Genomic DNA, 12,653 nt, shown 5'->3' with positions numbered 1-12,653 from the left:
TCGTACCGTCCCGCGGGTGGGGGCCGGAGGCCCCGGGAGGATCCGTCCGGATCCTCCCGGGTCGCCTCCTAATAGCCTAAGGGGTCGGAATCATCCCGAATGTCGGACTGATTCTGAAGCCGGCAGTGCCGGACCTCACTCGCCCTTGGACTTGGCGATGATCTCCTCAGCCACGGCCTTGGGGACCTCGGCGTACGAGTCGAACTGCATCGAGTAGCTGGCGCGACCAGAGGTCTTGCTGCGCAGGTCACCGACGTAGCCGAACATCTCGGAGAGGGGCACCAGCGCCGAGACGACGCGGGCACCGTGACGCTCGTCCATGGACCGGATCTGGCCACGGCGAGAGTTGATGTCACCGATCACGTCGCCCATGTAGTCCTCGGGCGTGGTGACCTCGACGGCCATCATCGGCTCAAGAAGGACCGGCTTGGCCTTCTTGGCGCCTTCCTTGAAGGCCATCGAACCGGCGATCTTGAACGCGAGCTCGGAGGAGTCGACGTCGTGCGACTGGCCGTCGAGCAGGCTGACGCGAACGCCCTGGAGCGGGTACCCGGCGAGGACACCGAACTCCATGGCCTCCTGGCAACCGGCGTCGACCGAGGGGATGTACTCCTTCGGCACGCGGCCACCGGTGACCTTGTTGACGAACTCGTAGCCCTCGGCCTGCTCGAGCGGCTCGATCGCGATCTGCACCTTGGCGAACTGACCGGAACCACCGGTCTGCTTCTTGTGGGTGTAGTCGATGCGCTCGACGGCCTGACGGATCGTCTCGCGGTACGCGACCTGCGGCTTGCCGACGTTGGCCTCGACCTTGAACTCACGCTTCATACGGTCGACCAGCACCTCGAGGTGCAGCTCGCCCATACCCGCGATGATGGTCTGGCCGGTCTCCTCGTCCGTGTTGACCTGGAAGGACGGGTCCTCCTCGGCGAGACGCTGGATGGCGACACCCAGCTTCTCCTGGTCACCCTTGGACTTGGGCTCGATGGCGACGCGGATGACCGGGGCCGGGAAGTCCATGGACTCCAGGATGACCGGGTTCTTCTCGTCGGCCAGCGTCTCACCGGTGGTGGTCTGCTTGAGGCCCATGACGGCGACGATGTCGCCGGCGCCCACCGACTCGATCTCCTCACGCTTGTTGGCGTGCATGCGGTAGATCTTGCCGATGCGCTCCTTCTTGCCCTTCACGGCGTTCAGCACGGAGGTGCCGGACTCCAGGCGGCCGGAGTAGATCCGGACGAAGGTGAGCTTGCCCAGGTGCGGGTCGGACATGATCTTGAACGCCAGCGCGGCCAGCGGCTCGTCGTCCGAAGCCTTGCGGGAGATCTTGGTCTCCGGGTCGTTCGGCTTGGTGCCCTCGATGGACTCGATGTCCAGCGGCGACGGCAGGTACTTGACGACGGCGTCGAGCAGGGGCTGAACGCCCTTGTTCTTGAACGCGGTGCCGCAGAAGATCGGGGTGAAGTCCGAGTTCAGCGTGCCCTTGCGGATCGCGTCCTGCAGCAGCTCGACCGGGATCTCCTCGCCCTCGAGGGCGAGCTCCATGATCTCGTCGCTGACGTTCGAGACGGTGTCGATCAGCTGCTCGCGGTACTCCTCGGCCTGCTCCACCAGGTCGGCCGGGATGTCGACGACGTCGTACATCTCGCCCTTGGCGGCCTCGGCCGACCAGACCAGCGCCTTCATGCGGACAAGGTCGACAACGCCCTTGAAGTCCGCCTCGGCACCGATCGGGAGCTGCATGACCAGCGGGGTCGCGCCGAGGCGGTCCACGATGGTCTTCACGCAGAAGAAGAAGTTCGCGCCCGTGCGGTCCAGCTTGTTGATGAAGCAGATGCGCGGAACGCCGTAGCGGTCAGCCTGCCGCCACACGGTCTCGGACTGGGGCTCGACACCGGCGACACCGTCGAACACCGTCACGGCACCGTCGAGGACGCGCAGCGAACGCTCCACCTCGACGGTGAAGTCGACGTGACCCGGGGTGTCGATGATGTTGATGGTGTTGTCGACGCCGTCGACCGTCCAGTGACAGGTCGTCGCGGCCGACGTGATCGTGATGCCGCGCTCCTGCTCCTGCTCCATCCAGTCCATGGTGGCAGCGCCATCGTGGACCTCACCGATCTTGTACGAGACACCGGTGTAGAACAGGATCCGCTCGGTGGTGGTGGTCTTGCCCGCGTCGATGTGCGCCATGATCCCGATGTTGCGGACCCTGGCGAGGTCAAGGGAGGTTGCAGCCATGGTGGCTCGTTCTCTCTCTGTCTAGTGACGGGGTACGGACTACCAGCGGTAGTGCGCGAAGGCCTTGTTGGACTCGGCCATCTTGTGGGTGTCCTCGCGACGCTTCACGGAAGCGCCCAGGCCGTTGCTGGCGTCGAGGATCTCGTTCATCAGGCGCTCGGTCATGGTCTTCTCGCGACGGGCGCGCGAGTAGCCCACCATCCAGCGCAGCGCCAGGGTGCTGGCGCGGCCCGGACGGACCTCGACCGGAACCTGGTAGGTCGCGCCACCGACACGGCGGGACTTGACCTCGAGGGCCGGCTTGACGTTCTCCAGCGCGCGCTTCAGCGTGACGACCGGGTCCGAGCCGGTCTTCTCGCGGACGCCCTCGAGGGCGCCGTACACGATCCGCTCGGCGGTGGAGCGCTTGCCGTGCAGCAGGATCTTGTTGACGAGCTGGGTGACGACCGGGGAGCCGTAGACCGGGTCGATGATGACCGGACGCTTCGGGGCGGGGCCCTTACGAGGCATTCTTACTTCTCCTTCTTGGCGCCGTAGCGGCTGCGGGCCTGCTTGCGGTTCTTGACACCCTGGGTGTCGAGCGAACCGCGGATGATCTTGTAGCGGACACCAGGAAGGTCCTTCACACGACCACCGCGCACCAGCACGATGGAGTGCTCCTGCAGGTTGTGGCCCTCGCCCGGGATGTAAGCGGTGACCTCGATCCCGCTGGTGAGGCGCACACGGGCGACCTTGCGGAGAGCCGAGTTCGGCTTCTTCGGGGTGGTCGTGTACACACGCGTGCAGACCCCACGGCGCTGCGGGGAGCCCTTCAGCGCGGGAGTCTTGTTCTTCTCGACCTTGTCCTGCCGGCCCTTTCGGACCAGCTGCTGGATCGTAGGCACCGTTTCTCCGTTTTCTGTGTGCCAAGGCTTGGTGGAACTAACCTGCGGTGTCTTCCCTCGCACACGGCCCCGTGGTCGACCCACGCGGTCGGGTGTGTTGGGCTATTCCGACACGGAATCCCATGAGCTGATGTACAGCGACGGCGCTCTACGCGCGGCGCGCTGGGAGGCGCTCCGGCTCGGCGCGGCGACCGGTGTGCATGCACGCACAAGGACCCGGGGACACCCCAGGCACAAGGTCAGAGCGTACCTAGCGCATGGGGCGCGGTCAAAACAAATGCAACGCCGCAGGTCGCGGCCTTCGGCCGGGTGTCGCCCCGGTGTCCCGTACGCGACCGGCCGGTGTCGGGCCGCCTTCACCCGCTCTACCACAGTCGGCGGCCGCCCGCCAGCGGGACGGGCGGCGGGGGCCGGGCGCCGGGCCTGCCGGTCGGCGGGCGGGGCGCCGGCAGGGGTAGCCGAGGCGGCGGGCGGGGCGGCGGCGCAGCCGAGGCGCGGGCGGGGCGGCGGCGGCGCAGCCGAGGCGGCGGGCGGGTCGGCCGGCGGGTGGACTAGGAGCCGATCGCCAGGATCAGCAGCGTCCAGAACGCACAGCCCAGGTAGCCGAGGACCAGGCCGACGACGGCCGCCGCGTCCCCGTTCATGTTGCGCTCGCGGATCTGGGCCCGGGCGATGTGGCCGGTGACCACCGCGGGCAGCGACAGGAAGCTCACGCTGCAGACCAGGGACACCACGGCCAGCGCGCTGGTGGGGCGGACCGGCGGCACCGGAGGCGGCGGCAGGAAGGTCGCCGGGACGGGCTGCGCGGCCTGGAACGGCGGCGCCACCATCGGGCCGGCCGGCAGGTCGACCACCAGCGCGGCCAGTTCGCCGTAGGTGCGCGCCCGGGACGCGGCCTCGTGGCGCTCCTCGTACTCCTCGGCGGACAGCCGCCCCTCGGCGAAGCCGGCCTTCAGCACGTCCACGGTCCGGTCCCGGTCCGTGTGGCTCGCCCGCATCGCCGCCTGCGGAGCGGGCACGGGCGACTGCCAGCCGGGCACCAACGGCGGGTGGCCGTGCCGGTGCCCGGGACGGGACTCGCCCCACGGTTGAACGGACATCCGCCACCTCCCGCACCGCGGCGCTCCGGCGCGCGCTCACTGTTCCTCATAGTGCAGGACGACGGCGGGTGCTGAGTAGTTGCCGGATCTGTCCACCGACCGTCGCGACCCTGGCCGGGGCCGGGTGCTCACCCGTTCGGCGGTCACGCTCAGGGGATCCTCAAAGGGGGCGACAGCCCGTTCGAGCGGTGACAGGCTGGCTCCCGGACGACCGTCCGACCAGCCGCTCACGAGCAGAGACAGAGAAGGCCGCCATGCAGGCGTCAGTACCGCCGCCCTCCGGACACCCCGGGCCGGGCACCCCGTCCGCCGTCAGCATCCAGGGACTGTGGAAGCACTTCGGCACCCAGGCCGCCGTGGCCGGTCTCAGCCTCGAACTGCCCGCCGGGGCGTTCGTCGGCCTGGTCGGGCCGAACGGCGCGGGCAAGACGACGACGCTGTCCATGGTCACCGGCCTGCTCCGGCCCGACCAGGGCACCGTGCTGGTGCACGGCACCGACGTGTGGGCCGACCCCGTCACGGTCAAGGCCCGGATCGGCATCCTGCCGGAGGGCCTGCGGATGTTCGAGCGGCTCAGCGGGCGCGAACTGCTGCAGTACACCGGCCGCCTGCGGGGCCTGCCCGGTGCCGAGGTGGACCGCCGCGCCGAGGAGCTGCTGACCGTCCTGGACCTCGGCCGGGACGCCGACAAGCTGGTCGCCGACTACTCCACCGGCATGCGCAAGAAGATCGGACTGGCCGCCGCGCTGCTGCACAACCCCGACGTGCTGTTCCTGGACGAGCCCTTCGAGGGCGTCGACCCGGTCTCCGCCCAGACCATCCGGGGCGTGCTCAAGCGGTACGCGGCGGCGGGGTCCACCGTCGTCTTCTCCAGCCACGTGATGGAGCTGGTCGAGCAGCTCTGCGACTGGGTCGCGGTGGTCAACGCCGGCCGGGTCATCGCCCAGGGCCCGTTGGACGCCGTCCGGGACGGGCGCAGCCTGCACGAGGCCTTCCTGGACCTGATCGGCGTCCGCGAGGACGACGGCCTGGCGCTCGGCTGGCTCGGCGGCGGGCCGGCCGGGCAGGCTGGGCAGGCCGCGCCGACCACGCAGGCCGGGCAGCCGGGCGGCGGTACGGCCGTGGGCGGCCGGCCCGTGGACGGCCGGCCCGCGGACGGTCGGCTCGGGGGCGCGCAGTGACCGCGGCCGCGGTGCCGGACGGGCGGACGGTGGTCCGCGCCCTGGTGGCACTCAAGCTGCGGGTGCTGCGCAACGGGCTGCGCCGCAGCCCCGGCCGTACCGCCGTCTACGTGATCGGCGGCGTGGTCGGACTGGCCTTCGCCGGCGGGGTCGCCTTCGCGATGGCGATGCTCAACGGGCGCTACGCCGGCTCCGCGGACGCCGGGGTGATGCTGCTCGGCGTGCTCACCCTCGGCTGGGCCGCACTGCCGCTGTTCCTGTTCTCCAGCGACGAGAGCTCGGACCCGACCCGGCTCACCATGCTGCCGCTGCGGCCCGGACCGCTGCTGCGCGGCTCCCTGCTGGCTGCCCTGATCGGGCCAGGTCCGCTGATCAGCCTGGTGCTGGTGACCGGCGCCGCCCTGTCCGGCGCCCAGGGAGGCGCCTCGGCCGCGGCTGCGGTGGTCGGGGTGCCGCTCGCGGTGCTCTGCCTGGTCACGCTCTCCCGGGCGGTCGCGGCCGGCAACGCCCGGATGCTCTCCAGCCGCCGCGGCAAGGACTTCGCGATCTTCGGCGGACTGGCCTTCGCGCTGCTGGTCCAGGTCGCCAACGTCGGCTCGCAGAGCATCCTCGGCCGCCACGGCGAGCCGCTGAACCTCGGCCCGCTCGAGCCGATCGCCTCGGTGCTGCGCTGGATCCCGCCGATCAGCGCGGCCGACGCCACCCGCACCGCGGGCGAGGGCCGCTACGCCCTGGCGCTGGCGCAACTCGCCGCGGCGGGCGTGCTGCTGGGCCTGCTGCTGCGCTGGTGGCGGGGCAGCCTGCAGGAGCTGATGGTCACCGCCGACTCCTCCACCCTGGAGGTGGCCCGCGGGGTGCAGGCGTCCCGCGGCCCGCGCTTCCTGCCCGCCGGCCGCACCGGCGCGGTGATGCAGCGGCACCTGAGGTATGCCTGGCGCGAGCCGCGGGCCAAGGCGGCGCTGTTCACCAGCATCGGGATGACGCTGGTGATCTGCGTGCTGTCGATGGTCCAGGGCTGGTCGAGCGTCTACCTGCTGGCGATGACCGGGACCTTCCTCGGACTGCAGATGCTCAACCTGTTCGGCATGGACGGCTCGGCCTTCTGGATGGTCGCCGCCACCCTGTGCACCCCGGCCGACGCGCGGGACGAGCTGCGCGGCCGGGCGTACGCGGTGCTGTCGTACGCCGTGCCGGTCACGGTGGTGCTCGGGCTGGTGCTGGCCGCCGCCACCGGCGACTGGGCCGGGCTGCCCTCCGCGCTCGGCCTCGCACTGGCAATGCTCGGCTGCGGCGTCGCGCTCGGCGCGGTGTTCAGCGTGCTCGCGCCGTACACCATGCCGGCCGACAGCAACCCGATGCGCAACGCCGCCCCGGGGCAGGGCGGGCTGATCCTGCTCAACCAGTTCGGCTCGATGATCGGCGTCGCGCTGCTCACCCTGCCGGTCGGCGGCTACCTGCTGTGGGCGCTGGCCTCGGACGGGCCGACCTGGCCGGTGCTGCTGCTCGGCCCGCTCTACGGGGGCCTGGTCGGCGCCCTGGGCCTCCGGCTGGCGGCCACCCGGCTGCTGGAACGCACCCCCGAGATCCTCGCCAAGGCGATCGAGCGGTAGCGGCTGCCCCCGGCCGGCCAACGCACCGGCCCACACCCCGGCCGCCGCACCGGTCTTCGCCCTCCACCGCCGACGGCCTCGCCGGTCACCCCGGCCGCTCCGGCATCATGGGCCGGAGTGGTCGGGCCGCACGGGTCGGGCCGCAGTGTCGGTCGGGCCGTCGAGGAGAGCAGGGACACACCGTGGGCAAGCGCGCGCAGCAGGGCGGGAACGCCGGGCCGCTGCTGGAGCAGGCGGTGCGGTCGGTGCTCACCGCCCCGGACGAGGGGCTGGACCTCGCGCTGGACACCGGGGCCTCGCTGCTGGCCGCCTCGGCCGCGCAGTGGCCGGCGGTCAGCCGGGCACTGCTCGGGTACGCGGACACCGCCGTGGGCCGGTGCTGGTCGGCGGGCTGGCGCCCGGCCGACCTGGTGCGGGTCGTGCGGCGGCAGCTGAAGCCCGTCCACCTGGCGCTCGCGGTCGACCTGATCGCCGCCGAGGGCCGCCGCCACCCCGCCGGCGCCCTGGACCGCCGCTGGCAGGAGCAGCTGCGCGAGCTGGAGACCGAGGTGTGGTGGCCGGGCGACGAGCAGTACCTCGGCGCCTTCGCCCACCGGCACCGGTTGGACCGCTTCGCGCTCGCCACCGCCGTCCTGGAGCTGCTGCGCAGCTGGGGCCGGCTGCCCCCGATCGCGCCGGTCGGCCCCGCGCCCGGCCGGTCCGCCGGGGCGCAGCGGCCCGCCGGGCCGGTCACCGGGGAGCCGCGGATGCTGGCGCGGATCCGGGCGCTGCTGGCCAAGGCCGAGTCCACCGAGTACCCGGAGGAGGCCGAGGCGCTGACCGCCAAGGCCCAGCAGCTGATGGCCCAGCACAGCATCGACGAGGCGCTGCTGGCCGCGGCCGGGGCCGACCGGAACACCCCGGCGGCGCTGCGGATCGGCGTGGACAACCCGTACGAGGGCCCGAAGACGATGCTGCTGGACGCCGTCGCGACGGCGAACCGGTGCCGGGTGGTGTGGGCGAAGGAGTTCGGCTTCTGCACGGTGATCGGCTTCGACGGCGACCTGGACGGCGTCGAGCTGCTCTACACCTCACTGCTGGTGCAGGCCACCCACGCGCTCAACAAGGCCGGCTCCGGCAAGGACTCGCGCAGCAAGGCGTTCCGGCAGTCCTTCCTGGTCGCGTACGCGGCGCGGATCCGCGAGCGGCTGACCGCCGCCACCGAGCGGACCACCAGCGCCGCCGCGGCCGGCCGCCACCTGCGGGAGGACGGCACCGAGGAGCAGTTGCTGCCGGACGAGCGGCTGCTGCCCGCGCTGGCAGCCCGTTCGGCGGCGGTGGACGAGGAGGTGGGCCGGCTGTTCCCGAAGCTGGTCTCGCAGCGGGTCCGGGTCAGCGACGGCGAGGGCTGGGCGGCGGGACGGGCGGCCGCCGATCGGGCCGCGCTGCACGGGCGGGGCGAGATCCGCAGCTGACGCCCTGGCTGATAGAACGTACCCCGCCACGAACGAAGGGGGATCCGCCGTGTCGGAGTCGGCTGCCGAGTCGGGAGTCACGGAGCCGGGATTCGCGGAGTCGGGATACCGGGACCGGGTGCGCGGGGCGCTGCTCGGCGGTGCGATCGGCGACGCGTTGGGCTGGCCGGTGGAGTTCCAGCAGCTCCACCAGATCCAGGAGCGGTTCGGCCCGCAGGGCGTGACGGCGCTGCCGGCCGCGGACGGCGGGCCGGTGGAGGTCACCGACGACACCCAGATGACGCTGTTCACCGCCGAGGGGCTGATCCGCGGTTTCGTCCGCGGGTGGTCGGGCGGCGGTGGATCCGTACCGGAGGCGGTGCACGGCGCGTACCGGCGGTGGCTGCGGACGCAGTACCAGGGCGCTCCGGACACCGAACCGCCGCCCCGCCCCTACGACGGCTGGCTGCTGGGGCGGCCGTTCCTGTACGCGCGGCGGGCGCCGGGCAACGCGTGCCTGAGCGGGGTGTCCGAGCACCCGGAGTTCGAGGCGCCCTCCGCGATCGGGCGTCCGGGGCCGATCAACCCGGGGTCCAAGGGCTGCGGCACGGTGATGCGCTCGGCGCCGTTCGGGCTGGCCAGGCTGGGCGTCGAGCAGTCCTTCGGGCTGGCCGTGCAGTGCGCCCAGCTGACCCACGGGCACCCGACCGGCTACCTGGCGGCGGGCGCCTTCGCGGCGCTGGTCGAGCGGCTGGCCGCCGGGGAGGAGCCGTGGGCGGCGGTCGGTGGGACGGTGGAGCAGATCCGCGAGCTTCCGCAGTCCAAGGAGACCGTCCAGGCGCTGGCCCGGGCGGTGCGGCTGGCCCAGGAGGCGGAGCCCTCGGCGGAGACGGTGGAGCGGGTGGGCCTGGGCTGGATCGCCGAGGAGTGCCTGGCCATCGCGGTGTACGCGCTGCTGGCGGCCACCCTGGACCCCGACCCGGTGCGCACCGCGCTGCTGCTGTCGGTCAACCACTCCGGGGACAGCGACTCCGCCGGAGCGGTCTGCGGCAACCTGGTCGGGGCCGCGTACGGGGCTTCGGCGCTGCCCGGCGAGTGGGTCCGGGCGATCGAGGGCCGGGCCGAACTGCTGACGGTCGCGGACGACCTGCTGGTGCTGTTCGGCAGCCGCGACCCGGCCCACCCGGCGCTCGGCGGGCGCTACCCGGCCTGGTGAACAGCCTGGTGAGCGGCCCTACTTCGCCTGCGGGTCGGTGACCTGGCCGAGGAACAGCGGCCGGCCGGTGGAGGTGTCCCGGACCAGGAACAGGAACGGCCGGTCGATGTGCAGCTGGGCGGGATCGCGCGGCGCGGGCGCCGCCCCGGCGACGATCCCGACGCCGCTGCCGGCCGCCGCGACCGTCCCCTCCTCGTCGACCTGCACGGTGGCCTTCTGGATGACCGTGCTGACGGCGAGCGGCTCCTTGGCGATGCCGCTGAGGTCGGCGTGGTCGAAGACCGAGTGGACGCCGAGCGAACGCAGCGCGGGGGTGAGCTCGTTGGATGTGTCGAAGTGGAAGCGCGGCAGCTGGAGGTCGACGGGCCGCTCGGCGAGGGCGCCGAGGATCCGGTCGAGCTGGGGCTGGTCCAGTCCCTTGGTGAAGGCCGCGAAGCCGCCCTGCGCGGGGACGATCAGGTCCATCGCCAGGTTGCCGTCCGCGTACGGGAGTTCGACTGCCTGCCAGGGCTGGCCGACGATCCCGCCGGAGCCGTCGGCGTACTTGAACCCGCCGGTCCGGCTCATCGTGGAGACGTTCGGGGTGGTGCCGTCCAGCTTGTGGAACGGGCGGTCCTCGGTGTGCCCCGGCTTGAACTCGGAGGCCCACTTGGCCTTGAGGTAGAGCGCGTCGGTGAGCACCAGCCGGGTGTCCCGGTTGATCGTCTTCGGGGCGAAGAGGTCCTTGATCCGCCCCTCGGTGGCCTTCTCCACGGCCGCGTTGACCGCCTTGCGGCTGCCTTCGGGATCCTTCTTGAAGTCGGTGGTGTGCACCCCGGCGTCGAAGGCGGCCGCGAGCGTCGCCAGGTAGTCCGGCTCCACGGGGAGGCCCTGCTGCGTCCAGACCGCGTCGGCCTGGCGCAGGTCGGTGGTGCCGGTCCGCTGGTCGAGCGCCCCGACCGCGAGCGCGTACTGCTTCGGGTCGAGGTCGGTGTGCAGGGCCTTGGCGAGTTCGTCGGCGGTCGCGCCCCGGGCGCCGGGGAGCATCATGGCGAGCACGGTGGACAGGCCGGAGGGCGAGAGCACGAGGTTGTGCCCGGCGGCGTCCGGCGTCGCGGTCAGGGTGTGCAGGAGATCCAGCCCGAAGGCGTCGGTGCCCTGAGCGGTGGCGGCCACCTGGGCAGGGTCCACCGCGGGCCGGCTCGCCGGTGCGGAGGCCCGCAGCTCCGTGCCGGTGGCGGCCCCGGTGCTGCCGCAGCCGCTGAGCAGCGGCGCGGCAAGCACTGCGGCGAGGAGCACGGCGGCGCGACGACGGTTTCCGGTGCGGCTGTTCGTCATGGCCCTTCGACGCGGCACCCCCCGATCGGGTTCCGCCTCGACTACCGAACCACAGGAATCTGACCGCTTCGCCAGTCATCGAGCCGCTTACGGATGCTGGGGACCATGGGTAGGGTGTCCACCTCGTCCGGGTGGAACCAGGCGACTTCGGAGGACTCGTCCGAGGTCCGGAGGGCGCCACCGACAACCCGTCCCAGAAGGCAGATGGAGAACTCCTGGCGGACCTCTCCGTCGTCGTACGCGAAGACATGGCCCGGGTTCGTGTAGGTGCCGACGATGCCAGTGATCTCGATCTCGATCCCCGTCTCCTCATGGGTCTCGCGGATCCCGCATCCGGCTAGGGATTCGCCCAGCTCCATCTTTCCGCCCGGCAGTGCCCACATACCGTTGTCCGTGCGCCGCTGCAGCAGGACTCGGCCCGACTCATCCACTACGACCACAGAAGCAGCCGGAACCAGGCTGTTGGCCTCGGGGGCGTTCGGATCGTCCTCGTAGTCACGCCTGGCCATGTTCGGTTGCCTCCCAGATGTTCCGCCCCCGTCCCCAGAGCTCCTCGACGTGATCGGCGAAGCGGTCGAACATTCCGTCAGTTTGGTTTCGTCTCAGATGAAGCATCGGCGAGTCGTGGCCGACCCGGCGGGCAAGGATCGGTGTCACGATCATCTCATCGTCGAACCGGAAGACGGACAGGTTGACGTGGCCGGTCTCGAACCGGCCCTCGATGTTCCCGACCAGGCGAAGGCGCTCCAACTCGCTTATCGTCACGGCGATGCGGGTGGACAGGGTGAGCGGTACGCCCTCCTCTGCCTCGCGAGCCACGGTCACGGGGCTGTCCCGGTCGCCGATCAGAAACCGGATCCGGCAACCCGCCTGTGCCTTTCGCCGGAGCGCGCCGGCAAGGTTGGCCTGCTCCAACCACAGGAAGTAGTTGGTGTAACCGGCGAAGGTCAGTTCCTTCTGCGCCTTGGTGATCAGTGAGCGCCAGAGGGAGGACGGCGCAGCCGATCGATACGGGAAGACCTGGACGATCTCACGGTCCGGTCCTGTTTTGAGCGCCGAGCTGACGGCAGTGGGCCACAAGGCGGTTTCCTCCTCACCTAACGCCTCGCAGGCCGCCCATCGATGCCGGGCGTGAGGGATGCGGGTTGGGTTGGCGATCCAGCGACTGATCGTCTTGACGTCGACGCCGCAAGCTTCTGCGAGCTGTGTTTCCGTCATCTTGGCATTCGCCAACGCCCGCCGGAGAGCGTGGTTCATAGTGCGCTTCCTCTGCCCATGGGGGGACGGGACGAACCATAACAACGAGGTGTCCCAAACGTCCCACAAACGCAGTAGGAACGCCCTAACGTGCGATGCAACATCGGAGTGTGATCGAGCGCTGCCGCTCCGCGCCCGGTGAATTCCACTCCGGCTTCCCGGGAGCGTTCTCGATCGCCACCAACGGCCTGTCCAGAGGGGACTCCGACGTGCCTGCAACGCTTGAACCACCCCCGGCACACACGCGCTGGCTTCCGCGTCATCGGAAGTCTGTTGGTCTGGCCCGGGACGCCCTCCGGAAGTACCTGACACCTCACAGGGCGAGTTCAACCGGTCGTTGCAACACCGGGCTGTTGTAGTGAGCGTAGCTGCTCCTCGAAGACCTCGGCCGGGGTCTTCCAGCCAAGGATCTTG

The 12,653-nt window shown here is 71.3% G+C and carries 11 protein-coding genes; 4 read left to right on the top strand and 7 right to left on the bottom strand.

Annotation, left to right across the window (positions count from 1 at the left end; all coding sequences use genetic code 11):
* Window positions 1–135: 135 nt before the first annotated feature.
* From fusA to ACGF07_RS17640, 4 genes are all read right to left on the bottom strand, one after another.
* Window positions 136–2,241, bottom strand: a complete 2,106-nt coding sequence (fusA, locus tag ACGF07_RS17655; RefSeq protein ID WP_350743472.1) for an elongation factor G — start codon at window positions 2,239–2,241, stop codon at window positions 136–138.
* A gap of 39 nt (window positions 2,242–2,280) precedes the next feature.
* Window positions 2,281–2,751, bottom strand: a complete 471-nt coding sequence (rpsG, locus tag ACGF07_RS17650; RefSeq protein WP_030055803.1) for a 30S ribosomal protein S7 — start codon at window positions 2,749–2,751, stop codon at window positions 2,281–2,283.
* Window positions 2,752–2,753: 2 nt separating this feature from the next.
* Window positions 2,754–3,125 (bottom strand): 30S ribosomal protein S12, encoded by a 372-nt coding sequence (gene rpsL / locus ACGF07_RS17645; RefSeq protein WP_014144289.1) that lies wholly within the window; start codon window positions 3,123–3,125, stop codon window positions 2,754–2,756.
* Window positions 3,126–3,676: 551 nt separating this feature from the next.
* Window positions 3,677–4,225 carry a DUF1707 and DUF4190 domain-containing protein gene (locus tag ACGF07_RS17640; RefSeq protein ID WP_392899673.1) on the bottom strand — a complete coding sequence of 183 codons (549 nt, stop codon included), beginning with the start codon at window positions 4,223–4,225 and terminating at the stop codon, window positions 3,677–3,679.
* A 254-nt stretch (window positions 4,226–4,479) separates the two neighbouring features.
* Here ACGF07_RS17640 and ACGF07_RS17635 point away from each other — a divergent pair, with 254 nt between their 5' ends.
* The 4 genes from ACGF07_RS17635 (at window position 4,480) to ACGF07_RS17620 (ending at window position 9,665) form a co-directional block, all read left to right on the top strand.
* Window positions 4,480–5,406 carry an ABC transporter ATP-binding protein gene (locus ACGF07_RS17635; protein ID WP_392899671.1) on the top strand — a complete coding sequence of 309 codons (927 nt, stop codon included), beginning with the start codon at window positions 4,480–4,482 and terminating at the stop codon, window positions 5,404–5,406.
* Window positions 5,403–7,016, top strand: coding sequence for a transporter (locus tag ACGF07_RS17630; RefSeq protein ID WP_392899668.1), 1,614 nt, complete (start codon window positions 5,403–5,405; stop codon window positions 7,014–7,016). The genes ACGF07_RS17635 and ACGF07_RS17630 overlap by 4 nt, the downstream gene beginning before the upstream one ends.
* A 182-nt stretch (window positions 7,017–7,198) precedes the next feature.
* Window positions 7,199–8,470 carry a DUF2786 domain-containing protein gene (locus tag ACGF07_RS17625; protein WP_350745629.1) on the top strand — a complete coding sequence of 424 codons (1,272 nt, stop codon included), beginning with the start codon at window positions 7,199–7,201 and terminating at the stop codon, window positions 8,468–8,470.
* Between the two features lie 49 nt (window positions 8,471–8,519).
* The gene (locus ACGF07_RS17620; protein ID WP_392899665.1) at window positions 8,520–9,665 is read left to right on the top strand and encodes an ADP-ribosylglycohydrolase family protein; all 1,146 of its coding nucleotides are present in this window, start codon (window positions 8,520–8,522) and stop codon (window positions 9,663–9,665) included.
* Between the two features lie 18 nt (window positions 9,666–9,683).
* On the opposite strand, the gene ACGF07_RS17615 is transcribed toward ACGF07_RS17620, so the two are convergent.
* From ACGF07_RS17615 to ACGF07_RS17605, 3 genes are read right to left on the bottom strand one after another with little or no spacing between them, the layout of a single operon-like run.
* Window positions 9,684–10,982 carry a serpin family protein gene (locus ACGF07_RS17615; protein WP_392899662.1) on the bottom strand — a complete coding sequence of 433 codons (1,299 nt, stop codon included), beginning with the start codon at window positions 10,980–10,982 and terminating at the stop codon, window positions 9,684–9,686.
* Window positions 10,983–11,023: 41 nt separating this feature from the next.
* On the bottom strand, window positions 11,024–11,491 hold the full coding sequence (locus tag ACGF07_RS17610; protein ID WP_392899660.1) for an NUDIX hydrolase: 468 nt from the start codon (window positions 11,489–11,491) through the stop codon (window positions 11,024–11,026).
* Window positions 11,478–12,239, bottom strand: a complete 762-nt coding sequence (locus ACGF07_RS17605; RefSeq protein WP_392899657.1) for a helix-turn-helix domain-containing protein — start codon at window positions 12,237–12,239, stop codon at window positions 11,478–11,480. The genes ACGF07_RS17610 and ACGF07_RS17605 overlap by 14 nt, the downstream gene beginning before the upstream one ends.
* Window positions 12,240–12,653 lie beyond the last annotated feature (414 nt).

Origin of the sequence: Kitasatospora sp. NPDC048194, assembly GCF_043202455.1 — a bacterium.
In the GTDB taxonomy this organism is placed as follows: Bacteria; Actinomycetota; Actinomycetes; order Streptomycetales; family Streptomycetaceae; genus Kitasatospora.
Note: the sequence above shows the minus strand (reverse complement) of the source record. Positions and strands in the feature narration are given on the sequence as shown.